The organism is Xanthomonas sp. WHRI 10207 (assembly GCF_040202975.1).
Lineage (GTDB): Bacteria > Pseudomonadota > Gammaproteobacteria > Xanthomonadales > Xanthomonadaceae > Xanthomonas.
Genome location: NZ_JBEGDX010000010.1, coordinates 1 through 24920, shown reverse-complemented (window position 1 = coordinate 24920; position 24920 = coordinate 1). Strand labels below are relative to the sequence as shown.

Annotated in this window: 17 protein-coding genes and 1 other RNA gene; 6 read left to right on the top strand and 12 right to left on the bottom strand. The window is 62.5% G+C overall.

Annotated features, from left to right (window positions below; translation table 11 throughout):
* Positions 1 to 639: 639 nt before the first annotated feature.
* The gene (locus ABQU90_RS22430) at positions 640 to 1113 is read right to left on the bottom strand and encodes an Lrp/AsnC family transcriptional regulator (protein ID WP_386261615.1); all 474 of its coding nucleotides are present in this window, start codon (positions 1111 to 1113) and stop codon (positions 640 to 642) included.
* Between the two features lie 77 nt (positions 1114 to 1190).
* Here ABQU90_RS22430 and ABQU90_RS22425 point away from each other — a divergent pair, with 77 nt between their 5' ends.
* Positions 1191 to 2687, top strand: a complete 1497-nt coding sequence (locus ABQU90_RS22425; protein WP_323523440.1) for an aminotransferase class III-fold pyridoxal phosphate-dependent enzyme — start codon at positions 1191 to 1193, stop codon at positions 2685 to 2687.
* Positions 2688 to 3041: 354 nt separating this feature from the next.
* Here the strand turns inward: ABQU90_RS22425 and ABQU90_RS22420 are convergent, their stop codons facing one another.
* From ABQU90_RS22420 to ABQU90_RS22400, 5 genes are all read right to left on the bottom strand, one after another.
* Positions 3042 to 3749 carry a glycosyltransferase family 32 protein gene (locus ABQU90_RS22420; RefSeq protein ID WP_323523441.1) on the bottom strand — a complete coding sequence of 236 codons (708 nt, stop codon included), beginning with the start codon at positions 3747 to 3749 and terminating at the stop codon, positions 3042 to 3044.
* Between the two features lie 258 nt (positions 3750 to 4007).
* Positions 4008 to 4083: non-coding RNA, sX9 sRNA (locus ABQU90_RS22415), on the bottom strand.
* Between the two features lie 341 nt (positions 4084 to 4424).
* On the bottom strand, positions 4425 to 5804 hold the full coding sequence (locus ABQU90_RS22410; RefSeq protein WP_323523442.1) for a purple acid phosphatase family protein: 1380 nt from the start codon (positions 5802 to 5804) through the stop codon (positions 4425 to 4427).
* On the bottom strand, positions 5801 to 6919 hold the full coding sequence (locus ABQU90_RS22405) for a phytase (protein ID WP_349780896.1): 1119 nt from the start codon (positions 6917 to 6919) through the stop codon (positions 5801 to 5803). The genes ABQU90_RS22410 and ABQU90_RS22405 overlap by 4 nt, the downstream gene beginning before the upstream one ends.
* Entirely contained in the window at positions 6919 to 9480 is a 2562-nt protein-coding gene (locus tag ABQU90_RS22400) for a TonB-dependent receptor (protein WP_323523444.1), read from the bottom strand. The genes ABQU90_RS22405 and ABQU90_RS22400 overlap by 1 nt, the downstream gene beginning before the upstream one ends.
* Before the next feature lie 151 nt (positions 9481 to 9631).
* Here ABQU90_RS22400 and upp point away from each other — a divergent pair, with 151 nt between their 5' ends.
* Positions 9632 to 10264, top strand: coding sequence for a uracil phosphoribosyltransferase (gene upp, locus ABQU90_RS22395; protein ID WP_055852279.1), 633 nt, complete (start codon positions 9632 to 9634; stop codon positions 10262 to 10264).
* A 442-nt stretch (positions 10265 to 10706) separates the two neighbouring features.
* On the opposite strand, the gene ABQU90_RS22390 is transcribed toward upp, so the two are convergent.
* Entirely contained in the window at positions 10707 to 12431 is a 1725-nt protein-coding gene (locus ABQU90_RS22390; RefSeq protein ID WP_407078800.1) for a glycoside hydrolase family 9 protein, read from the bottom strand.
* 451 nt (positions 12432 to 12882) lie between these two features.
* Here ABQU90_RS22390 and ABQU90_RS22385 point away from each other — a divergent pair, with 451 nt between their 5' ends.
* Positions 12883 to 13359 (top strand): hypothetical protein, encoded by a 477-nt coding sequence (locus ABQU90_RS22385; protein ID WP_323523446.1) that lies wholly within the window; start codon positions 12883 to 12885, stop codon positions 13357 to 13359.
* A 178-nt stretch (positions 13360 to 13537) separates the two neighbouring features.
* On the opposite strand, the gene ggt is transcribed toward ABQU90_RS22385, so the two are convergent.
* The 5 genes from ggt to rsmD form a co-directional block, all read right to left on the bottom strand.
* On the bottom strand, positions 13538 to 15316 hold the full coding sequence (gene ggt, locus ABQU90_RS22380) for a gamma-glutamyltransferase (RefSeq protein ID WP_323523447.1): 1779 nt from the start codon (positions 15314 to 15316) through the stop codon (positions 13538 to 13540).
* On the bottom strand, positions 15313 to 15597 hold the full coding sequence (locus ABQU90_RS22375) for a YfhL family 4Fe-4S dicluster ferredoxin (protein ID WP_055851675.1): 285 nt from the start codon (positions 15595 to 15597) through the stop codon (positions 15313 to 15315). Before ABQU90_RS22375 ends, ggt begins: the two co-directional genes overlap by 4 nt.
* A gap of 198 nt (positions 15598 to 15795) precedes the next feature.
* Complete coding sequence (locus ABQU90_RS22370) at positions 15796 to 16293, bottom strand: hypothetical protein (protein WP_055851674.1); 498 nt, start codon at positions 16291 to 16293, stop codon at positions 15796 to 15798.
* Between the two features lie 46 nt (positions 16294 to 16339).
* On the bottom strand, positions 16340 to 16846 hold the full coding sequence (coaD, locus tag ABQU90_RS22365; RefSeq protein WP_055851671.1) for a pantetheine-phosphate adenylyltransferase: 507 nt from the start codon (positions 16844 to 16846) through the stop codon (positions 16340 to 16342).
* Positions 16843 to 17466, bottom strand: a complete 624-nt coding sequence (gene rsmD / locus ABQU90_RS22360) for a 16S rRNA (guanine(966)-N(2))-methyltransferase RsmD (protein ID WP_323523448.1) — start codon at positions 17464 to 17466, stop codon at positions 16843 to 16845. Before rsmD ends, coaD begins: the two co-directional genes overlap by 4 nt.
* Before the next feature lie 241 nt (positions 17467 to 17707).
* Here rsmD and htpG point away from each other — a divergent pair, with 241 nt between their 5' ends.
* The 3 genes from htpG (at position 17708) to ABQU90_RS22345 (ending at position 24918) form a co-directional block, all read left to right on the top strand.
* Entirely contained in the window at positions 17708 to 19612 is a 1905-nt protein-coding gene (gene htpG, locus ABQU90_RS22355; protein WP_323523449.1) for a molecular chaperone HtpG, read from the top strand.
* 135 nt (positions 19613 to 19747) lie between these two features.
* A complete protein-coding gene (locus ABQU90_RS22350) occupies positions 19748 to 24442 on the top strand; it encodes an RHS repeat-associated core domain-containing protein (protein WP_323523450.1) in 4695 nt (1564 codons plus the stop codon).
* Complete coding sequence (locus tag ABQU90_RS22345; RefSeq protein ID WP_323523451.1) at positions 24442 to 24918, top strand: hypothetical protein; 477 nt, start codon at positions 24442 to 24444, stop codon at positions 24916 to 24918. The genes ABQU90_RS22350 and ABQU90_RS22345 overlap by 1 nt, the downstream gene beginning before the upstream one ends.
* The last annotated feature ends 2 nt before the right edge of the window (positions 24919 to 24920 follow it).

The window sequence follows — 24920 nt, the reverse complement described above, 5'->3', positions numbered from 1 at the left end:
AGGGTGCGAGCGAAGCCTCATGGAGTTGAAATGCCACATGGGCTTCGCCCCGTACCCTCACCCCAACCCCTCTCCCGAGGGGAGAGGGGCTTGAGCGGCAGCTCGACTGCTTGTCCTTCTCCCACCGGGCGGGAGAAGGTGGCGCGCGGCGCCGGATGAGGGTGCGAGCGAAGCCTCATGGAGTTGAAATGCCACATGGGCTTCGCCCCGTACCCTCACCCCAACCCCTCTCCCGAGGCGAGAGGGGCTTGAGCGGCAGCTCGACTGCTTGTCCTTCTCCCGCCGGGCGGGAGAAGGTGGCGCGCAGCGCCGGATGAGGGTACGAGCGAAGCCTCATGGAGTTGAAATGCCACATGGGCTTCGCCCCGCCCTCACCCCAACCCCTCTCCCGGGGGGGGAGGGGCTTGCTAGCTCGCGAATCATGACTCTCAGGATTCCCGATTCCCGATTCCTCGCCCTTCACCGCTCCAACATCATCGACAGCCTCGGCTTGGGCGGCCGGGAGTGGAGATTCCCGATTGGGGATTCATAAGAGCAGGATCCGCAGGCCGGAACGCGGACGACACAAGCCAGCCCGCTTTTACGATTCCCGATTCCCGATTCCCGATTCCCGATTCACGATTCCCCATTCCCCGCCCCTCACCGCTCGAACTTGGTCGACAGGATGATCGAGGTGGTGGTGCGCTCCACCCCATCGATCGCGCCGATCGCGTCGGTGAGCACGTCCATCTCGTTGACGCCGCCGACCACGCCCAGCGCAATCAGGTCGTAGGCGCCGCTGACCGAGTGCAGCAGGCGCACCTCGGCGATGTCGCGCAAGGCCTTGACCACGGCCGGCATCTTCTTGGGCAGCACGGTGATCAGGATGTGCGCGCGGATGCGGCCCTGTTCGTAGTCGTCGTGGGTGCGCACGGTGTAGCCGCTGATCACGCCATCGCGTTCGAGCTTTTCGATGCGGCTTTGCACCGTGGTGCGCGACAAGCCGAGCCGGCGCGCGATCTGCGCAGTGGACGCACGCGCGTCCTCGCGCAGCAGCGACAACAGGCGTTCGTCGGACGGGGTGATCTTCACAATGCGCATCCGGTTCGGCGAATCGACGAAAATACCGTACATCAGGCCCAAATTCACGCTGCCAAACGCCGATCGTCTGCCGATAATAGGAAGGACAACGTCAATGCAGGAGATGCGCCATGTCCGTCCTCGCCCCGCTCGCCCCGCTGCGTGCCCACGCCGGCCGCCGCCTGACCGATGGCCTGGACGATGCCGCCATCGTGCGTCTGGCCGCCAACCATCCGGATCTGGCCCACGCCATCGACGCCGCTGGCGCCGAATACGCACAGGTGCGCGATGACGCTGCCGACCTGCTCGATCTGGACGAAGGCGACCAGATCGCCGCCGTGCAGGACGGCTTCATCAACTTCTACGCCGACGATGCGGTGACGCCCTATGTGGCGCTGGCTGCGCGTGGGCCGTGGGTGATCACGCTCAAGGGCGCGGTGCTCTACGACGCCGGCGGCTACGGCATGCTGGGCTTCGGCCACACCCCCGCGCCGGTGCTGGAGGCGATGGCGCGCCCGCAGGTGATGGCCAATGTGATGACCCCCAGCCTGGCGCAGCGCCGGCTGGACCGCGCCCTGCGCGCCGAGATCGGTCACACCCGCGGCGGCTGCCCGTTCGCACGTTTCATGTGTCTCAACTCCGGCTCCGAAGCAGTGGGTCTGGCCGCACGCATCGTCGATACCAACGCCAAGCTGCACACCGACCCGGGCGCGCGGCATGCCGGGGCCACCATCAAACGCCTGGTGGTCAAGGGCAGCTTCCATGGCCGTACCGACCGCCCGGGGCTGTATTCGGATTCCAGCCGCAAGACCTACAACAAGTATCTGGCCAGCTACCGCGACGAAGATTCGGTGATTGCGATCGCGCCCTACGACGTGGCCGCCCTGGAGCGCGCGTTCGACGAGGCGCTGCGCAACCACTGGTTTATCGAAGCGGTGTTCCTGGAACCGGTGATGGGCGAAGGCGACCCGGGGCGTGCGCTGCCGGCCGACTTCTACGCCGCCGCACGCGCGCTCACCCGCTCGCACGGCAGCCTGCTGCTGGTGGACTCCATCCAGGCCGGCCTGCGCGCGCACGGCGTGCTGTCGGTGGTGGACTACCCCGGCTTCGAGCAGCTCGACCCGCCGGATCTGGAAACCTATTCCAAGGCGCTCAATGCCGCGCAGTACCCGTTGTCGGTGCTGGCGGTGACCGAGCACGCCGCGCAGGTGTACCGCAAGGGCACCTACGGCAACACCATGACCACCAACCCGCGCGCGCTCGATGTGGCCTGCGCCACGCTGGCGTTGTTCACGCCCGCAGTGCGCGACAACATCCGCACCCGCGGCGCACAGGCGATTGCAAAGCTGCAGGCGCTGCAGTCCGAACTGGGCGGCCTGATCACCAAGGTGCAAGGCACCGGGCTGCTGTTTTCCTGCGAACTGGCGCCGCAGTTCAAGTGCTACGGGGCCGGCTCGACCGAAGAGTGGTTGCGCCATCGCGGCGTCAATGTGATCCACGGCGGCGAGAACTCGCTGCGCTTCACCCCGCACTTTGCGATGGACGAAGACGAACTGGATCTGCTGGTCGGCCTGATCGCACGCGCATTGAAGGAAGGCCCGCGCCAGGTGCAGGCCGAGGCCGCCTGATCCGCGCCGGGCGATGTATCGGCTGCGCAGTTGCAGCCGATACATCGCCCGCTTGGCTGTTGGAGTTACCACCTGCGACGGGCTGTTTGATTTGGCAGTTTGGTCGACACCGGCGGTCGTTGCGCAAGGTATCGACCGCGTTCAAGCAGATGCCAGGCTGTGGCCAAGCCCGCCTCTCACCCCGCCCGTGGCCCCTCGCACAACAACTGCAAGGTGCAACGCGAAGCCAATCTGGCGTGCAAGCTTTCGCTTGCATGAATCGCCAGCAACGTGCTTCGCGAATCGGCTAAACACTGTCGACCCGCGCCGCCTTGGCTCAGGTCGATGGCCGTGTCGCAACAACAAACGCACCAATCAGATCGGCACAGCGCTCAACTTGCGGCGCAAATAATTGGTCACGGCACGGTGTGGCGATTTGCCGCGCCACGACGCCCAGCACAAGTGCGAGCCGACAGCGATCTGGCCGCCACGATGGCCAAGCCCGAACCAGGTGCGATCCGGGTGGAAGGCGTTGCGCGGCGGGAACACGATGCCGGCAAACTGCCCGGCATGCGCGTTGTAGAAGCGGGTGAGCCCGCGCGGGCCGGAGATCATTGGAATCTCGCGGTGGTCTTCCAGCGTTTCCGGCGCATGCACATTGAAAATGTGCTCGATGAACGCGCCCCAGAACGGATGCCCCGCTTCGGAGCCGAAGACGGCGTTACCGATCTTGAAGTCGTCGTTGCCGGGCGCGCCTTCTTCAATGGGCAGCACGCATTGCTGCGACAGGACCTCCGCACCGAGTGGACGCAGCAGTTTGTAGTCGGTGTCGAAGTAAAAACCGCCGTGCGCATGCATGTACGCACAGCGCGCGATGTCCGCTTTCATCACGCCAAAACGGATGCGCTCGTAGCGCTGGGCAAACTCGGGAAACGCACGTCGCATCAGTTCAGAGTTATCGACATCGTCCCAGACGTGACAGGTCCATCCGGGCAACAAACGCTGCAAACGATCGCAAACCCGGCGCTCTTCCCACAGCAAGTGCTTGGTGGGTGCGGTCAGGTGAATCAATTGGGGAATCATGGGGGGCGACTCGGTGGGCTGGGGGAGCCAGAGCCGTCACCGCAGCATCGAATCGAATCGGCTACTCGGTTGGCGGCTCAGCTGCGCCAACCGTAGTCGCACTAATGATGTGATGTAATTCACATTACCTGATGATCAATCGCATTTTTCATCTATAGAATCGATGCATCCGCGAAGTTTTGAAACGACGCATAAATTCCATCGAATGCCCGATGAAACCTTCGCCGTTTTGTCATATTTAGAGCGACCAATAAGAGCAGCTAACAAAACGTAGCGAGCAGTCGTCAGGTGGGTGTGGACGGCGCGGAGGAACCGGAGTGTACGGGTGGTACATGAGGATTCCGAGCACCGGCCGCGCCCGCCTGGCGGCTGCACAGTAGTTTTGTTAGCTGCTCTAAAACGCAACGCGCAGTTATCAGATGCGCACGGATGGAGCGCTCTGATCCAGATTATGCACTTGGTATAGGCCACATCGAGTACCGACCGCGCCCGCCTGGCGGTGAACGCGGTGGTGGTGTTAGCCGCTCGACCTCGCAGCAGTCCGCGGTCAGTTGAATATGCAGGGCTCCGCTGCGCGGTGCAGGCGCTTTACGCGCCAGTGCACACGTCGCCATCTTCTGGATGGCGTCACCGCCGTGGGGCACACGCTCGCTAACGCTTACGCGCCTGCTCAACTCACTCCCAGCACCGATCCGCGCGCCCCTTGAGCGTGGCGTTGCGCGGGCAATCGCGCGGTGCGATGCGCCCTTGCTCGTGTTCGATCAGCCGCTTGCCGCCACTTGCGTCGCGTTGCAGTTCGAACGCGTCGTACAGCCGCCCGGTAGCAGTGCGCGATTCATAGACCAGCTGCTGGTTGTCGATACGCAGTACCTGATACAGCTGGGTGTCTTCGCCCACCGGGCGCATGGTCTTGCGCGCAATGTCCGAGAGCCGGTACTGCTTGGGCCCGGCGACCGACACCACGAAGACCGGCGTGGCCTGCCCGGCTTGGTCGCCGCGCCGGCCGTACGTGTGGTCATGCCCTTGCAGCACCAGATCCACCTTGTGCCGGCGGATCACCGGCAAGACCTGCTCGACCAGCTTTTCGTTCTCGCGATCGGCGCGCGGCGAGAAGAACGGCTGATGGATCAGCACGATCGACCACGGGTGCGGATTGTCGGCCAGCACCTTGTCCAGCCATTGCGCCTGCGCCGGCCCGGTGCCCAGGTCCAGCACCGAGGTGCCGTCGAGCACGGCGATGCGCACGCCCTGGTAGTCGAACCAATAGCTGGTACGCGCAGTGGCCGACGGCCCGTTACGCGGCAACGCGAACGTCACCGGCCAATGGCTGCCCAGGGTGCGGGTGGCCTGCGGGGTCTCATCGCCCTCTTCGTGGTACTCGTGATTGCCCGGTGCCGGCGCCACTGCGGTGCCTTCCAGCAACCAGCGCCCGGCTTCGAACCATTCCGCCCATTCGTTGTCGTCCTGGCCGTCCTTGCCGCTGACCAGATCGCCGGCAAACAGCGCCAGTCGTGCATCCGGCGCCGAACGCCAGGCCTGGCGGATCACCCGCGACACCAGGCTGAGATTCTTGTTCTGGGTATCGCCGAAATACAGCAACGTCAGCGGGGTCTGCGCCGTGGCCGCGGTGCGGAAGTGATTCCACGCGCCCCAGGTGTCATGGCCCTGCACGCGGTAGGCGTACAGCGTGTCGGGCTTGAGGCCGTCGACGTCGGCGCGATGATGGTGCGAGCGGCCATTTTCGCTGGTCAGCGTGGCGGTGCTGGCACGCAGACGCCGCGGTGTGCCGACGTCGGGCGAATCGCCGGCGATCACCAGTTCCAGCCACGGCTGATCGACGCTGGCATCGGTGCGCCAGGCAACCGCGAAGCCTGTCGCCGCGTCCTGTGCGGGCGTGGCGACGATGCGGTCCGGGAAGCCGTCGGCCACGTAATGGGTGGACCCGGCCGGCACCTGCGTATTCGGCTCGGCGTTGCGCTCGCCAGCCAGCGCGTGGCTAGCAGCAAACGCCATCAACGACAGCGCTGCGTAGCACGCGGTACGCGCGGCACTCATGGTGCGCAGTCCTTCAGGCGCAGAGTGCGTGCGATGTCGCGCCAATCGAATGCGGCCACCGCCTGGTCGTCGTGTAGCGCGTAGAACACGCCGCCGGGAAAGCGCGCATCGCCGCGTTGATCCAGCCACACGCCATCGGTATTGGCGGTCACACGACCGGCGAAGGCGCCCACATGCGCCAGCGTCTTGCGATCGAACACCTGGAACACGCTGCGATCCTTGAACTGATCGGTGGCGATCCAGTAGCCGCTGCCATCGGCGCACTGCAGCAAGGTCAACCCCTCGGCCTGCGCCTTGAACAGCCCGGCGCCCACGTCGCGCCCGCGATAGCGCCCGTCCATGCCGTACTCGCGCAACTGCGTGCCCACTGCCACATCTTCTTCGGCAATCAGCAGCCGCGCATTGGCCTCATCGCCGAATACCGACTCGGCGATGCGTACCGCACCGGCCTCGGTGGTGTCGCCAAAACTCTGCGTCAGCCGCGCCTGCAAGCCCTGCCCTACCGCATTCAACTGATAACGACGGAAGCGTTGGCCCAGCTCGGCCAGCGGCGGCGGTTGGTCCTTGTTGGCCGGCGACATGTAGTTGTCGCTGACCACCACCTCGTAGCCGCCGTCATGCTTGCGCACCCACAATCCGTAAGGCTCGCGCAAGTCGTCCTGACCGAACGCGGTCAGCGGTTTGAACTCCGGCAGCGAAAACACCTGCACGCGGCGGTTGTCGCGCTCGACCACGAATACCAGATCATCTACCACCGAAATCCCGTTGGGCCGATCCAGCTTGCCCAGCGCTTTGCCCTTGCCGCCGACCACGCGCAGCCGCTTGCCGCTGTCGCCATCGAATACCACCAGCGCATGCGTGGCCTTGGACGTGGCGATCACCCAGCGGCGGCCATCGGGCGCGATCCAGCTGGCCGGCGAATCCAGATTGTCGGACGGCGTCAATGCGGTGATGAAGGCTTCCGGCACCACTTCATGCGCCACCTTCGCCTCGCTGAGCATGGGGTCGGTGAGCAGCGCTTCGTCGGCTTCGCGGTCGACCGGCTTGGTCGCGCAGCCTGCCAACAGCAACGCGCTCGCAAACAGTGTGGAGTTCAGCAATACGCCAGTCCGCATCACAGCGCCACCTTCAGGCCCAGCGCATAGGTGCGGCCGTACTCTTCGTTCTGCAGCGTGCGCGAGGGCACGCCCTGGTACAGCTCCAATGGCTCATCCAGCAGGTTCTGCGCTTCCAGATACAGGCTGACGTGGCTGTTGAACTGATAACTCATGCTGACATCCAGCTGGGTGTGCGGGGCGACATAGATATCGTACGCACGGCTCTGGCCGATGGTGTCCAGATATTCGCTGCGATACACCGCCGCCACACGTGCGCTGAAGCCGTATTTTTCATAGCCCAGATGGCCGCTGTAGATGCGCTTGGACGAGCGCGGCAGCATGAAGTCGTCGCCGGCACGATTGCTCAGGCCCGGGTCGAAGTCGCTGTCCAGGGCGGTGGCGCTGGCACCGACCAACACGCCGTTCCAGCCTTCGGGCAGGAAGTCCAGCGTCTGCTGCCAATTGAACTCGGCGCCGCGCACCTTGGCGGTGTCGCCATTGATCGAGCGTGTCACCTGCAGGCCAGGAAATTCGGCATCGGTGGTGCTGAGGGTCTGCACGATGTAATCGTCGATCGACTTGTTGAACACGCCCAGCGACACCAGCCCGGTGCTGCCGATGTATTTTTCGAACGACAGATCCAGATTGGTGGAGCGATACGGGTTGAGGTCCGGGTTACCGATGCTCACTTCTTCATCGCCGCGGTTGATGCTCACGCGTGGCGACACATCGCCGAACGACGGGCGCGACAAGGTCTTGTTGGCCGCAAACCGCAACACCCAGTCGTTGCCGCTGTCGTAACGCAGGTGCAGGCCCGGCAACACATTGGTGTAGCTGCTGGAGGCTTGGCGCGGCGTTACCGTGGCGGTGCGGCCGTTTTCGGCCACGTCCACCTGGTTACCGGTGGCGTTGAACTGGGTGTTCTCCACGCGGACGCCGGCAATCATGCGCAACGCTCCGATATCCCAGGTGCCCATCGCATACGTGGCGAACACGTCTTCGCTCGCGGTGTAGTCGTCCTGCAGAGAGGTCTGCACATTGCCGCCCACCTCCTGCGGACGTGCGCTGTACAGACCACCCGACGCACGCCAGTAGCGGCGCATGCCGTCCGAACCGATGCTTTCGCCCAAGGTGCCGCCACGGTGCTCCGGTGCGGCGGTTGTCCAGCTGCTCAGATCGATCGCCGGGCCACGCCGCAGTTCCTGTTCGTTGACGTCCACATCGCGTTCGCGCCAGCGACCGAGCACACCCATCTTCAGGCTGGAATGTTCGCCGTCGAAGCGCACATTGACCTGCGCACTGCGCTCGCTGTCGTCCACCGTTTTGGGCGCCAGCACGAAGCGGTCGAACACGAAGTCCTGGTTGCTCTGCCATCCGTTATCGGAGAAACCCAGCCGCGGGATACCACTGCGCTGATCCACGGTGGCCGACAGGTCGTCGCCGTCGTAGTCGAAGCGCGCTTCCATCTCATCGTTCACCCGCTCGGTGGTCTTGGTGTAGCCCACCTTGTAATCGAGCGTGGCGCTGCTCAGGCGGTTTTCGCCGCCGAAGCTGATCGCCGTGTTGTCTTCTTTCTTGGTGCGGTAGCGCACGCGCTTGGCAATGCTGTCTGCCGGCAGATCGGCCACGTTGTAGGTGCCATCGCCGTTGGCGCTTACCTGCCCATCGGCCAGGCCAAAGATGGTGCGCTGGCGCGTTTCGGCATCGTCGAAACGGCTGTACAGCGAGCGCAGGTAGTAGCGGTTGTCGGCGTCCGGGCGCCAATCCAGATTGAGGTTGGCGCCCATGCGGGTGCGCTCGATGAAGTACTTACGGCGCTGCACTTCGCCAGCAAACAGGTCGTCGGCAGCGCCACCGGCGAAGGCGTCGTACGCCACTTCGGTGTTGTCGGATTCGAACTCGCGGTCCTGATAGTTCACACCCACCGCCACACCGAAGGTGCCGTTGTAGATGTCGCTGTAATTGAACGCGCCCTTGGGGCTGGTCTTGCCCGACAGCGACTGATGGCTGCCTTCGATCGAACCGCGCAGCGTGCGCCCGTCGCGATCGAACGCGGAGGTGGATTCCACCTGGATCGCGCCGCCGATCGAATCGCCCGGCATGTCCGGCGTGGGCGACTTCACCACTTTCAAGCGCTCGGTGGAATCGGACGGAATCACGTCCAGCGGCGCCGAGCGCGTGCCGTCTTCGGGCGTACCCATGCTCATGCCGTCGATGGTCACGCTGTTGAGCGACGAATCCAGGCCGCGGATCACCACAAAGCGCCCCTCGCCCTGATCGCGGGTGACGCTGACGCCGGGCAGGCGCTGCAAGGATTCTGCAACATTCTTGTCGGGGTAACGGCCCATCGCATCGGAGGCCACCGCATCCTGGATCGCATCGGACGCGCGTTTGAGATCGACTGCGCGCTCCTGCGCTTCCAGCTGCGGGCGCACTTCCAGCCGCTCCAGATCGATGGCCGCTGCACCGCTGGCTGCGCCGGAGGCAGCAGCAGCCTCTGCCGCCTGTGCCTGCGGGCCCCAGCCGGCGGTTGCCAGCGTCAGCGTGATCGCCAGGCAGAGCGGAGTCTTGTTCAACACGAGTGCTTCCCCAATCGGTTAAGAATGGGTGCACACACTATGTCTGCGACGTTTCACCGACATGACATATGTAAGCGCGATCACACCCGATGTGTGGCAGCGCCACGCGTGGCTGCGGCACACTGTGGGCCTCTCCCGTCTGTCGCTGCCCATGAAAATCGTCGAAGTCCGCCACCCTCTCGTCCAGCACAAAATCGGCCTGCTGCGCGATGCCGCCTTGAGCACCAAGGGCTTTCGTGAACTCGTGACCGAACTCGGCACCCTGCTGGCCTACGAGGCCACGGCCAACCTGGACACCGAATCGCACGTGCAGCAGGGCTGGGCCGGCCCGGTCGATGTGCAGCGCATCGCCGGCGCCAAGATCACCCTGGTGCCGATCCTGCGCGCAGGCCTTGGCATGCTGCCAGGCGTGCTGGCACTGATCCCCGCGGCGCGCGTCAGTGTGGTCGGCCTGCAACGCGATGAAGAAACCCTGCAACCGGTACCCTACTTCGAACGCCTGACCGGCCGCCTGGAAGAACGCGACGCGCTGATCCTTGACCCCATGCTGGCCACCGGCGGCACCTTGATCGCCACCATCGACATGCTCAAGCGCGCTGGCGCCCGCCGCATCAAGGGCATCTTCCTGGTCGCCGCGCCAGAAGGTCTGAAAGCGCTGGAAGCCGTGCACCCGGACGTGGAGGTCTACACCGCCGCCATCGACGACCACCTCAATGAAAAGGGCTACATCCTGCCCGGCCTGGGTGATGCGGGCGACCGGATTTTCGGAACGCGGGTGGAGTGAGTCTCTTCATCGGACAGATCCAAAAGCTGATGCGCGCTGGACGATCGCCGATCGCACTGCAACAGCGCTGGTGAGGGAATCGGCGGCTTGAAGCCCCTCTCCCCTCGGGGCGAGAAGGCACCGCTTGCGCGCCATTGGCGCGCGCGCTTTGGAGCGCCCGCGCTGCAAGCGCGGGCCGGAGGGCGCAGTGGGGGTTGGGGTGAGGCTACGTCAGCGAGGACGTAGGCGATTCACCGCTGCCGGCGCGTAGCGACGCGTAGCGACGCGTTTGTCATGCCAGGCATCGGCAGGTTGCTGAGGCGCCCCTCATCCGGCGCTACGCGCCACCTTCTCCCGAGGGGAGAAGGGACAGCCCCACTGCGCGCACGCATTAGATAGCCACTAAATACAGTGACAGAGCTGCGGCCTGATCGTGCAGCTTGCTAGAAACCTCAGGCAGCCATCAGCGCGTCGAGGCCTCGATGGCCGCACTCACATACACCAGCGGCGCATTCCAGTTGATGGCGACTTCATTGCTCGCGTAACTGCAGGTGTTATCCAGATACGACAGCGCCGGCAACGTGGACGGATACGGCACCTTGCAGTCCTTGGCGTCCTGCTGGCCCGGCTGCGGGCCGCCGGCCAACCAGCCCGGCACCGGCGCGTCAATGCCGTCGGCCTCCGAGGGGCGATGGTGGATATGCATCGGCGTGCGCTGGCCTACCCCGGTGACAAACGACAACCCCAGCGGATTGCGCCCCAGGATGTAATCCAGATGCGATTGCGCGGCATCCAGCGTCGTCCGTTGTTGGGTCAGGCGATAGCCCTGCAATAGCATCATCGCGCGGTTGAGTACGGCGGAATTACTGCCCCAGACGAAATCCTTGTCAGTCATGGCCAGGCGCCACGGCGATGCCTGCCATTGCTCGGTCAACTGCTGCGCCAGACCGGTGATCTCAGCCGTGATGCGCGCACGATCCGCATGCGCGGTCAGCGTGTCGCGATGCGCGGCCAGCGACATCCAGGCCAGCCCGCCCACATTGCTCCAGCCCGGCACGCTGGCCGGCACATTGCGCGCCAGCATCGCATCGTAGAAACCATCCTCGCGGGTGGTGACATACAACTCCGCCGCCGCCCACGCGAATTCGTCGTCGACCTGCGCATCGTCATAGCCGCCGGTCCGCACGTCGTCCGGCTGGCGATAGATCACATCCGGATGCTGCTGCGCCCACGCCCAGGCATCACGCGCCGCCTTCAACATGCGCGCCGACACACCCGGATACTTCTTTTCAAACGGCGCATACACACGGCTGGCCGCTGCCATCACCGCTGCAAAATCCAGCGTGGCCGCCGTGGCCTTCATCACCACGTAGCGTTGCTGTTTGGCCTGATCGGGCATTACCAGACCGTCGAACTGCTTGTCGGTGAGCTTGTGGTACACGCCACCATCGGCCGGGTCTTGCATGGCCAGCATCCATTCCAGATTCCACCAGGTTTCCTGCAGGATGCCGGGTACGCCGGGCGCGTCGTTGGGGATGGTCAGGGCCTGCGCCTTGAACAGCGCCGGGTAGTGCTCGTAGGCCGCCAGCAAGGTGTAGGTACTGATACCGGAGTTGACGATGTACTTGTTGTAATCGCCGGCGTCGTACCAGCCCTTGGGCGCGCTGATCACGCTGTCGGCCGGACGCGTGGCCGATGCGGCCGATGGATGGATGCGTACCTGCGTGTCCGGATGCCCGGACGCACGCGCATAGCGCCCGGCGAACTGCGCCGGCAGCGCGGTGCTGGCGCGGTTGAAATAGAACGCCTTGAGCGAGGCATCGACCACGGGCTGATACGCATGCGCGTTGATCGGAAATGCGTCCGAGGTCGGCAACCCATCGATCTTCAACCGGTAGGTGCCCGGCGCACGCACGCTGGAGAAATCCGCCACCCGCGCCTGCTGCCCGGCCGGCGACCACAGCGCTGGCGGTTGCAACGTGCCTTTCAGCACCGTGCGGCCCTGCGCATCTTCGACCGTGAAACGGTCCGCCCCCGGCGCCGTGCCCTGCGGCAACCCGACCACCGCCAACTTGGCTGAGCCCGGCAGATAACCGAGTTGATTGACGTGGATCGAACCGCCGGTCTTTTCCGTAGCGGTCTGTGCCGAACAGGCAGTGGGGGAAAGCAGGACGGCGGCCGTGATCATCAGCAGATTGAGATTGTTCATCGCCCAATGGTGGCCGGATGTCGGTGCTGCCACAAGCCCGGGCGAGCACGCGAGATGCAGGCAGCTGCACAGATCTTGCGACGCACCGACATCGCCGGCGTGTCGTCGCTCCAAAGCACGGATCGCCAACATCGCCGGATGACAGCAATCGCGACTGCGCGCTGACACCCTCGCGATTCACCCGAATTTTCTGCTGCCTGCATCGCAGTCTGTCGGCGTTCGCACCCAGTTGGCGTAGCGGAAAAACAACTGCGCGGCGTCCCACGCGAATTTCAATAGAAACAACCGCAAGCCTCGTCGTCTCCCCCAATTTTTCAGATTGCCACACGCCTAGATTGGCGTTGCGGCAATGCCGCACCTCCCATCGCACTGCCCGACGCGCGGCCACGTGTAGCAGTTCATTAACTCTCTGTTTGCCAAAGGATCACCGATGAGCAACCGCCCGATCACTCAATCCTCTCTTTCTGGACGCTCCTCAGTGGGCCCACACACGCCCCACCAACGCGGGAAAGTCTGGCGCAACACGATCATTGGCTTGTCTGCGGGGATATTGTTAATGAGCCAAACCGCCTCTGCGACAATGCAATGGAATGCAAATGCCAACATGAGCGTGAACCAGTGGATCACTAACATGTACGACAACATCCCGGAGCCCCTGCGCGGTACGCTGGATACCTGCAGTAACACTGCAGCAGCCTCCAACTGCCAGGTGAGAGTGATGGCAAACGCAGGCGTTCATACAAGCGCTAGCGATGATCAGCAGCACTTCACTATCCGATTTGCAGGCAACGCAGCTCCGTATAGCGCCTGCCATGTCTATCCACAAGAACCGGCCAACAGGAATAACCCAAACGTAGCCGAAGCCAACTGTTTCAACGGAGGCGCAGTAGATCACTTCGACTTTTAGGCCATGCGATGGTGGCGTCCCACTGCGATGCCACCATCGCGCCACAGCCGACACCTATCTCTGCAAGACGCCTCATAGCTGTCAGGTAACTCTTACGAGATGGTGCTTCACTCGCTCCCTCAGTGCCGTGCAGAGCCTGGCGGGAGCTCACCTTCCGCTGCCGTCTGCCCCCCTTGTATCAACGAGCTGCCGCATCCAACTGCACTTCCGCCTTGCCCACCGGGTTACGCGGGTCGCTGCCGCCACTGAGCACATTGCTGCGCTTGTCCCATTCCACCGTCTGCAGGTTGCCCCACACATGGCTGGACCCGCGGCCGCCTTCTGCGGTGTCGCCGGGCAGTTTGAGCGCGTGGCCCATCGCCTGCAGGCCCTTGGCGGTCTGCGGCGAGAACGCGTCGGTTTCGGCATCGATGACGTCCGGCAACCACTGATGGTGATAGCGCGGCAACGCACTGACCGCCTGCGCATCCAGCCCCGCGTCGTAACCCAGGATGCCGAGCAGCACCATGGTGATGATGCGGCTGCCGCCCGGGGTACCCAGCACGATCGCCTTGTCGGCCGATTCCATGAAGGTGGGCGTCATCGAGCTGAGCATGCGCTTGCCCGGCTTGGGGGCGTTGGCCGCGTAGCCCATCACGCCAAAGGCGTTCGGCGTGCCCGGCTTCAGCGCAAAGTCGTCCATTTCGTCGTTGAGCAGCACGCCGGTGCCCTTGGGGATCAGGCCCGAGCCGTACAGCAGGTTGACGGTCTGGGTGCCGCCAACGCGATTGCCTTCGCCATCGATGATGGAAAAGTGCGTGGTCTCGTCGTCTTCCAGCGGCGTGGGGTTGCCTGACAACAGATCGCTGGGCGTGGCTTTGTCCGGATTGATGGTGGCACGCAGGCCTTGCGCATAATCCTTGCTGGTCAGCACGCGCTGCGGCACGTCGACAAAGTCCGGGTCGCCGAGGAAGAACGTGCGGTCGCGGTAGGCACGGCGCATCGATTCCACCACCAGATGCGTGCGATGCACTTCATCGAGCTTGTTCAAGTCCCAGCCTTCCAGAATCTGCAGCATCGCTGCCAGGGCAATACCACCCGAGGACGGCGGCGGCGCGGTGGTGATCTTCCAGCCGCGATAATCGAACTGGATTGGCGTGCGCTCTTTCACCGTGTAACCGGCCAGCTCCGCCGCATTCCAATGTCCGCCCGCCTGCTTGACGCCGGCGATCAGCTTCTTGGCGGTCTCGCCCTTGTAGAACCCGTCAAAGCCCTTGTCGCCGAGCAGCTTCAAGGTATGCGCCAACTCGGGTTGCTTGAAGGTGTCGCCCTCGGCAATGGGTTTCCCGCCGCGCAAATACACCTCACGCGTCCCGGGATAGCGCTCCATCACTTCGCGCCGCGAGGCGTAGCCCTTGGCCATGCGCGCATACACCGGGAAGCCGTCGCTGGCGATGCGGATCGCCGGCGCCAGCGATTGCTTGAGCGGCAGCCGGCCGTGCTTGGACGCCAGCTCCACCAGCGCGGCGGGCAGACCGGGAATGCCGGCCGACCACGGCCCGTTGACCGAGCGGTCGCGGTCCAGTTCGCCCTGCTTATTGAGGAATTTTTCCGGCGTGGCCGATTCCGGCGCGTATTCGCGCGCGTCCAGCATCACGTCCTTGCCGGTCTTGGCATCGTGCAGCAGAAAGAAGCCACCGCCGCCCAGGCCCGAGCTGATCGGCTCGACCACCGCCAGCGTGGACGACACCGCAATGGCCGCATCGAACGCGTTGCCGCCCTCGCGCAGGATCTGCAACCCGGCATCGGTGGCCAATGCATGGCCGCTGGCCACCGCCGCACCGGGCGGATGCGTTGCGACTGCAGCGGGCGCGCCGGCGGAAGGCTTGGCGCCATCCGCAGACCAGGCCGGCGGTGCCAGTACCAGGGCCAGCAACAGCAGGCCGCGTGTCGAAAAACGTTGGGAGAAAGTGCTCACGGGACGGGAGGCTCCTGTTCGTACAGTTCGGGGTGATCGCGCTGCAGCTGCATGAGCTTGGCCAGCAATTGATCATGGGTTTCCGGAATGTCCGGATCCGGGTCGATGCACTCGACCGGGCACACCACCACGCATTGCGCTTCGTCGAAATGGCCCACGCATTCGGTACAGCGTGCCGGATCGATCACGTAGATGGTTTCGCCCATCGAGATCGCCTGATTCGGGCATGCCGGTTCGCAGACGTCGCAATTGACGCACAGCGCATTGATCTTCAGCGACATGGCAGCTCCGCAGATCGGGGCGCAGCGCGCTGCAGCAGGCAGGCGCAAACCGCGCAGGCGAGCCGGACGACAACGCCGGGGGCGTTGCCGGAAGCCGGCCCAGACAGGCCGGCTACGAGGGAGTGCAACTTCAGCAGCATGGTGCGTTTCCACGCCGCGGCCGGGTGCGCCCTCCCGCGCATCCGGCCTGATACGGCATTACTTGGCTTCAACGAAGGTGTATTCCGCGCCCTTGGGCTGGACGATGGTCTGCACGCGCGCATTCTCGGCGGCGTCGCCAATGAACAGCACGCGCACGCCCTTCATCGAATCCGGCTGCACGTCCTTGAACGCGGCGTCGATCAGGTCGGCCATCTTGGTGGAGGCGGACGAACCGAAGGCCAGCATGTTGCCCGGCTGCACGCCACGCGCCAGCGCGGTCTTGACGCTTTCCAGCTGACGCTCGTAGCTGCCGGCGAACTCGGCATCGGATTCCGGCGGCAAGTAGTACAGGAACGGGCTGTTGGTGGTGGCGCCCAGGTTCTGGCCGACCACTTCCTGCAGGTACTTCTTCCAGCCGGCGTTGTCGTCCTTGGCCGGGGCCTTCAGCGCTGCCGGGGCGGCAGCGGCGGTCGGCGCCGGCTCTTCTTTCTTGCAGGCGGTGACCGCCAGAGCGGCGATCGAAGCGAGCGCCAGAGCGCGCATGGTGTGTTTCATGAAACTCCTCCCTTTGAAAAGCGTGGTGATGGAACGACAGATGAGATCAGGCCTGCGCGCGGGACTCGCGCACTTGCCGCAAGGCTTCGACCACCGAGGCCGGCACGAAGCCGGAAACGTCGCCGCCCAGCCGCGCGATCTCGCGCACCAGCGACGACGAAATGAAGCTGTATTGCTCGGCCGGAGTGAGGAACAGCGTTTCCACTTCCGGGATCAGATGGCGATTCATGCTGGCCATCTGAAATTCGTATTCGAAATCGGACACCGCACGCAGGCCGCGCAGCAGCACACCGGCATGCATGTCGCGCACAAAGTGCGCCAGCAGCGTATCGAAGCCGCGCACTTCTACATTCTTGTGCGCCGCCAGCGCTTCCTGTGCCAGCGCGACGCGTTTTTCCAGCGGCAATGCCGGGCCTTTGGAAGGGCTGTACGCCACGCCCACCACCACGCGCTCGAACAACGGCGCGGCACGGTTCACCAGGTCGATATGACCATTGGTGATCGGGTCGAAGGTACCGGGATAGACGGCGGTGCGGCTGTTGGCCACGCTCATACGGAAACTACCGGGGTCGGATCGCCGTTCAGTGTAGCAGCGGCCCGGCGATACAGCGCATAGCGCACCTGCCGGGTACCGCCCTCGCGATGCAGGTGCCAACCGGCCGGCAGCTGCAGCGCCAGGTCGGCCGGCGCTTCCAGATACAGCCAGGCCTCGGCGGCCAGATGTGCGGGCAGGCGTTCGAACACGCTCGGCCACAGACCGGCCGCGAACGGCGGGTCGACGAAGACGATGTCGACCAGGGCCGCAGGCGCGCGCTCCAGCCAGCGCAGCGCGTCTTCCTGCAGCACCTGCACCTGATCGGCCGCCTCCAGCTTGGTCACGTGCTCGCGCAGCCGCTGCGCCAGGCCGAGGTCGCGCTCGATCAGCGTGGCATGCGCGGCCCCGCGCGAGACCGACTCCAGCCCCAGCGCGCCGGAGCCGGCAAACAGATCCAGCACACGCGCCCCGCGCAGCCGCGGCATCAGCCAGTTGAACACCGTTTCGCGCACGCGGTCGCTGCTGGGGCGCAGGCCCGGCAGGTCCGGCACCGCCAACCGCGTGTTGCGCCAGCGCCCGCCCACGATGCGCACCTGGCCTTCGGCGCCACGCGGCGCCGGCCGTGCCGGGCGGCTCATCGCAACGCGCCTGTGGCAGGCGGACGACGGCGTAACACAGGTGGCGCAAGTGGCGGCATGGGTCGGAATGCAGGCGATGGCCGTCCATGATACCGCTGCCGCCGGCATGCCCGCCCCGCCCGCCCGGGCCACCAATGCGCCACACCTTCGCGCAGGCACGCCTTGAAAAAAACCGCCCACGGCCTCATCCCCCAGGCCATCGGCCGCAGTGCGGCCCGGACCACCATGGAGCACGACCCCAATGACCGTTGACACCGACAAGCAGACGCTGGGCTTCCAGACCGAGGTCAAGCAGCTGCTGCAGCTGATGATCCATTCGTTGTACTCGAACAAGGAAATCTTCCTGCGCGAGCTGGTTTCCAACGCTGCCGACGCCGCCGACAAGCTGCGCTTCGAAGCCTTGGTCAAGCCCGAGCTGCTGGAAGGCGGCAGCGAGCTGCGCATCCGCGTCGACTACGACAAGGACGCGCGCACCGTCACCATCGACGACAACGGCATCGGCATGAGCCGCGAGGATGCGGTCTCGCATCTAGGCACCATCGCCAAGTCCGGCACCGCCGACTTCCTCAAGCATCTGAGCGGCGACCAGAAGAAGGACGCCAACCTGATCGGCCAGTTCGGCGTCGGTTTCTACAGCGCCTTCATCGTCGCCGACCAGGTCGACGTGTACTCGCGCCGCGCCGGCCTGCCCGCCAACGAAGGCGTGCATTGGTCCTCGCGTGGCGAAGGCGAATTCGAAATCGCCAGCATCGACAAGCCCGAGCGCGGCACCCGTATCGTGCTGCAACTGAAGGAAGGCGAAGATTCTTTCGCCGACGGCTGGACCCTGCGCAACATCCTCAAGAAGTATTCCGACCACATCGGGCTGCCGATCGAAATGCGCAAGGAGCATCACGGCGAACAGGCCGATGCGCCCGCCGAGCCGGAGTGGGAAGCGGTCAACCGCGCCAGCGCGTTGTGGACGCGCCCCAAGTCCGAGATTAAGGACGAGGAATATCAGGAGTTCTACAAGCACCTCGCGCACGATGCGGGCAACCCGCTGGCGTGGAGCCATAACAAGGTCGAAGGCAAGCTGGAATACACCTCGCTGCTGTTCGTGCCCGGCCGCGCCCCGTTCGACCTGTATCACCGCGATTCGGCCAAGGGCCTGAAGCTGTACGTGCAACGCGTTTTCATCATGGACCAGGCCGAGCAGTTCCTGCCGCTCTACCTGCGTTTCATCAAGGGCGTGGTGGATTCGTCGGACCTGTCGCTCAACGTCTCGCGCGAAATCCTGCAATCCGGCCCGGTGGTGGACTCGATGAAGTCCGCGCTGACCAAGCGCTCGCTGGACATGCTGGAAAAACTCGCCAAGGACAAGCCGGACGACTACGCCACCTTCTGGCGTAACTTCGGCCAGGCATTGAAGGAAGGCCCGGCCGAGGATTATGCAAACCGCGAAAAGGTCGCTGGCCTGCTGCGTTTCTCGTCAACGCATGACACCACCGGCGCGCAGAGCGTGGGCCTGGCCGATTATGTGAGCCGCTTGACCGAGGGCCAGGACAAGCTGTACTACCTCACCGGCGAAAGCTACGCGCAGATCAAGGACAGCCCGCACCTGGAAGTCTTCCGCAAGAAAGGCATCGAAGTGCTGCTGCTCACCGACCGCATCGACGAATGGCTGATGAGCTACCTCACCGAATTCGACGGCAAGTCGTTCGTTGATGTCGCACGCGGCGACCTGGACCTGGGCAAGCTGGATTCGGAAGAAGACAAGAAGGCGCAGGAAGAAGTCGCCAAGTCCAAGGAAGGTCTGGCCTCGCGCATCAAGGCCGCGCTCGGCGACGACGTGGCCGAAGTGCGCGTCTCCCACCGCCTGACCGACTCCCCAGCCATCCTCGCCATCGGCCAGGGCGACCTGGGCCTGCAGATGCGTCAACTGCTGGAAGCCAGCGGCCAGGCCGTACCGGAAAGCAAGCCGGTGTTCGAGTTCAACCCCGCCCACCCGCTGATCGAAAAGCTGGATGCGGAACAAGACATGGACCGCTTCGGCGATTTGAGCCGCGTGTTGTTCGACCAGGCTGCGTTAGCGGCGGGCGATAGCCTCAAGGATCCGGCGGCGTATGTGCGGCGGTTGAATAAGTTGTTGTTGGAGTTGTCTGCTTAGCCTAGGCAATGGCGACTTAGTGCAGAAAGACCGGCGCTCGCGCCGGTCTTTTTTTTGGAAAGCGTGTTACCGTGTTTAAGCAATGACAGTTGCTTAACGCGTAGCAAACGGAACTTCCACAAAAAGGAATTTGAAATGACGAAATTCGTATTGCATTTTAAATTTTTCGCACTCTCCTTAGTCGCATTATTTATCTCAACGATTTCCGTCGACGCGGAGGCACAGGACTCACAGTGCACAAACCAAGGCGGCAAAAAGGTTTGTACGGCGCACGCTGATAACTGGGAGTACATGCTTTGTGATCGACTGGGAGCAAGCGTAGCTGCTTATGCAGCATGGTGTAGAGCACGTGGCGGGGTATACAAAGGACTCTACGCCACCCCTGACTGTGAAGGCGGGGACTCAACAACGAACGAGTCCAATATTGTTCCATTGTCCGAAAATTACTACGCAGAACGGACAGGATGTCCAGCTGAATCGACCGTCGATACCGGCTGGGGTCAGACGTCTCAACAAGATTTTCTTTGCTGGAGCGGCAGCCCTCAATACCAGCAAGGCCAACTCGTTAGTGACCTGAGATTAATCACTGTCTCCGGAAGCTCTAGAGATAGCAAAGGCCAATGCTCCACTCCGGGTGGACAGATCGCATTTGTTGCTAGAAAAGACAGGACTCTGAGATGTCCCATTGGCTTTGAAGCACTATTGGATGCCTCGGGAAATTGGATCGGATGCTTTAACCACAAGGACAACACATGCCCGATCAATAACCCTGTCTTTCCTGGATCAGGTGGTCAGATAAGGAAAGAAGTTGACTTCGTTTCAGGCTCAGGACCTCTACGCCTTGAACGCATCTATTCGCCAACCACCGATTATCTTGATCAAGGTCAGTCGCGGACCCCCGAACCTAATTTCAGTAGTTCCTGGCACTTCAACTATGGAATGAGGATAGACACCGTCGTTAACTCCCCCTCTATATCCGCAATAGCCACGCGACCCGATGGTGAAAAGCTTTACTTTGACCGCAACGGGATTCAGGTCCATAACTTGAGTGGACAACTGCAAGCCAAGCTGATAGCCGATGAAACCGGGAGCTGGACACTGCAAAGAGGGGCAGATAAAGAACGTTATGACAACACTGGGAATTTAATTGAAATTAGTTATTCAAACGGTGATAAAGTATCAATTTCCAGAGATGTTGCAAATAAAAAAATATTAGTCAGCGACTCACAAGGTCGCCAGCTGACATTTTATTACCTACCCTCTCTCCACATAAGCCACGTCATACTGCCTGACGGAGAGAAGATAAAATTTCAATATTATTCCCCCAAAGACTCCCTGACCGAAGTAGTTCATCAAGACGGGACGTCGATCAAATACGAGTTCAACGACACTTATGATCCCGGATTCAAGATATTTGACGAGTCAGGCGCCTGGTATTCCTGGCATCGCTACGACTACGCGACCAAACGTGTAACCCAATCAAGTCTTTCGCCTGCTATAAATTCTGGAGCCACAGCATTAATTAGCTACAAATACACAAAAGATGGCGAACAGGACTCTTCAACAGAGATCACCTACCCGCTGGGCCAGACGGAGAAGATGAGCTTTAGATTAATTAATGGGGTCAAAAAACTGGTATCCCAGACTGCCAACTGCACGACTTGTACAACTGGAAAAAAAGTCACGTATGATGCAAATGGATTCACTGACTCCTCAATAGATTTCTTGGGTACCGAGACACGTTATATTTACTCAAAAGACGGACTATTAGGCCAGAAAATAGAATCCAGTAATAATGGAGAATTCAAACGCACGACGTCTACCACCTGGGACCACAATTTACAGCTCCCGATCAGGCGGTCAGTTCAAAATTTTTCGGGACTTACCCTAGCTACGACACTTTGGGCATATAACGATCGAGGCCAGGCGCTGACAGTGTCGCAAACTGATACGGTGACCACAGCGCGTGTCACCACACGCCGCTACTGCGAAGACGACGCTGTCGCCGCCGGCACCTGCCTCTTGCCCGGCCTGTTATTGTCCAGCGACGGCCCGCGTACCGATACTGCCGACAACACCAGTTATAGCTATTACATAAGCGATGATGCGAGCTGCGCAGCAACACCAACGACCTGCCCACACCACAAAGGCGACCTATGGAAAGTCACCGACGCCCTAGGCCGTATCACCGAATACCTCGCCTACGACGGCGCAGGCCGCCCGCTGTCCATCAAGGACACCAATGGCATCGTCACCGACTACAGCTACCACCCGCGCGGTTGGCTGACCGCCACCAAGGTGCGCGGAAGCGACGCGTCCAGCGAGGCCGATGACCGCATTACCCGCATCGACTACTGGCCCACCGGCCTGGTCAAGCAGGTCACCCAGCCCGATGGTGCGTTCACTGCTTTTACCTACGATGCGGCGCACCGGCTGACCGACATTACCGACAATGCGGGCAACACCGTGCATTACACGCTGGACAATGCCGGCAATCGCATCAAGGAAGACACCAAAGATGCGGCAGGCACGTTGAAGCGCACGCTCTCGCGCGTCTACAACCAGCTTGGCCAGCTCAAGACCCAGGCTACCGCGGCCAGCGATCCGACCGACTTCGAGTACGACGCCAACGGTAACGCCACCAAGGTCACCGATGCGCTGGCAACCGCCACGCAGAGCGAGTACGACCCGCTCAACCGGCTGTCGCGCACGCTGCAGGATGTGGCCGGCATCAAGGCCGACACCACCTTCGGCTACGACGCGCTGGACAACCTGACCAAGGTCACCGACCCCAAGGGCCTGGACACCAAGTACGAGTACAACGGCTTCGGCGATCTGGTGAAGCTCACCAGCCCGGACACCGGCGTCACCAGCTACAGCTACGACAGCGCCGGCAACCGCGCCACCCAGACCGACGCGCGCGGCGGCACCACTGCTTACAGCTACGACGCGCTCAATCGCCTAACCAAGGTCACCTACCCCACCACGAGCCTCAATGTCGCCTATACCTTTGATGCGACGCAGGCGGCCTGCACCAGTGGGGAAACCTTCTCCATCGGTCGCCTGACCAAAATGCAGGATGGCGGCGCGATTACTCAGTACTGCTACAACCGCTTCGGCGATCTGGTGCGCAAGGTGCAGACCAGCAATGGCAAGGCGCTGGTGCTGCGCTACGACTACACCGTCGGCGGCCAGCTGCGGCGCATGACCTATCCCGATGGCGCAGTGGTCGATTACGTGCGCAACGCGCAAGGCCAGACCACCGAGGTCGGCATCACCCCGGCTGGTGGCAGCCGGCAGGTGGTGCTGGGCAACGCCAGCTACTACCCGTTCGGTCCGACCGCCGGCTGGACCTATGGCAACGGCCGCACCCTCGCCCGCCAGTACGATCTGGACTATCGCCCGCTGGCGATCCAGGACACCCGCCCAGGCGGGTTGGAGGTGGGCTTCGGTTTCGACCCGGCCGGCAACCTCACCGCGCTGACGCCCGCTGGCAATCCCACGCCAGAGATCGGCCTGGGCTACGACACGCTGGGCCGCCTGACCGGCCTCAAGGACGGCAGCACCGGCACCCTGATCGACGGCTACAGCTACGACGCTACCGGCAACCGTCTCAGCGCCAAGGTCGGCACGGCTACGCAGATCTATAGCTATCCGACCGACAGCCACCGCCTTAGTGCCGTCGCTGGCGTCGCCCGCACTTACGATGCCACCGGCAACACCACCGCCATCGGCGGCACCGCCCGCCAATACACCTACGACACCACCGGCCGCATGACCCAGGCCCGCCGCGCTGGCGCGGTGACCATGAACTACCGCTACAACGGCCGTGGCGAGCAGGTGCGCCGCTTCCTCGGTACCACCAACACCTACACGCTCTATGACGAAGCCGGCCATTGGCTCGGCGACTACGACAGCAACGGCGCGCCCAAGCAACAGGCGATCTGGCTGGACGACCTACCGGTCGGTCTATTAGCGACCGCCAACAAACTGCACTACATCGAACCCGATCACCTGGGCAGCCCGCGCGTGGTCATCGACCCCACCCGCGACGTGGCGGTGTGGACGTGGAGTTTGAAGGGCGAGGCCTTCGGCAACACCGCCCCGAATCAGGATCCGGATGGCGATGGAGCATCGCTGGTGTTGGATATGCGCTTCCCGGGACAGCGGTTTGATGCGGCGAGTGGGCTGAATCAGAACTACTTCCGTGACGGCTACGATGCATCTACAGGTCGCTATACACAAAGTGATCCAGTTGGGCTCATGGCTGGAGTCAGCACTTACGGATATGTTAGTGGCTCGCCTATGACGTGGTTCGACATGTATGGACTACTACAGTGGACAACAAATCCAATCGTATGGAATCCGACACTGGCACCAGGGCTCCAGACACGCACATTTCCTGGCGATGGCGTATCAACAGTCACTGGAAGCAGTCTTGCTAGAACAACCTTGGATTGGTCGATATCGTCGGCATGCACCTGCGCTGCTGGCGGCTTCTCTTTAGATGAATATAAAGTCGATTTCACACCGATCGTTTTTCTCCGACAGCGATATGACAGCCTTGACCAAAAACGCGACTCGCGACGCGCCGAGCTGGACCACATCCGTGACTTCAATGGATGGATAGGCGGCGGCGCAAGAAACGCGGCTCAAGCCCTAGAAGATTCGATGAAAGGACAAAGCTTCTCCTCTAATTCAGAGTGTGAGAATTCAGCGAGACAAGCAATGCAACAACTCCTGCAGTCTGGAGCCAGACAAACAGCTATCGATTCGCACAATCGATGGGATGTCAGTGGACGGCATACACAATTTGTTCCGGGGCCATGATGAAAAGCACCATCTTACTTGCACTTTTAATATTTCCACTCGCGCACTCATCTGCCCTGGCGCGCCCCAGTTGCGAAGGCGCCTTATCTATAGAATACAAAGGCATTCAAAAACTGAAGGCATGGAACAAAGAAAATCCATTTGGCTCATTCAACCTCTCGAACAAAGCACACAAAGATATAAAAATACCACTGGACAGCACTGATTACCCAGCCATTGTTCACGGACGAAGCATTGAAGTGCAAAGCCGACAGAATGCATCCGACACCGCTTGGGAGTTGGATAGAGTTGTTCTTGAGGAGTTCCACCCGCCAGGCAAATGGATAATTATTGCACCGGGCAATGGTGCAATGATCTTCGTGGATATGGCTGATCCAATTAGCGATAGCGAACGGAGCAATTCTCGCGAGTACCGCGTCGTTCTGAAAGACGTCTTGGGCTGCGAGTATGTTTCGCCACCATTTCACGTCAACTGAGT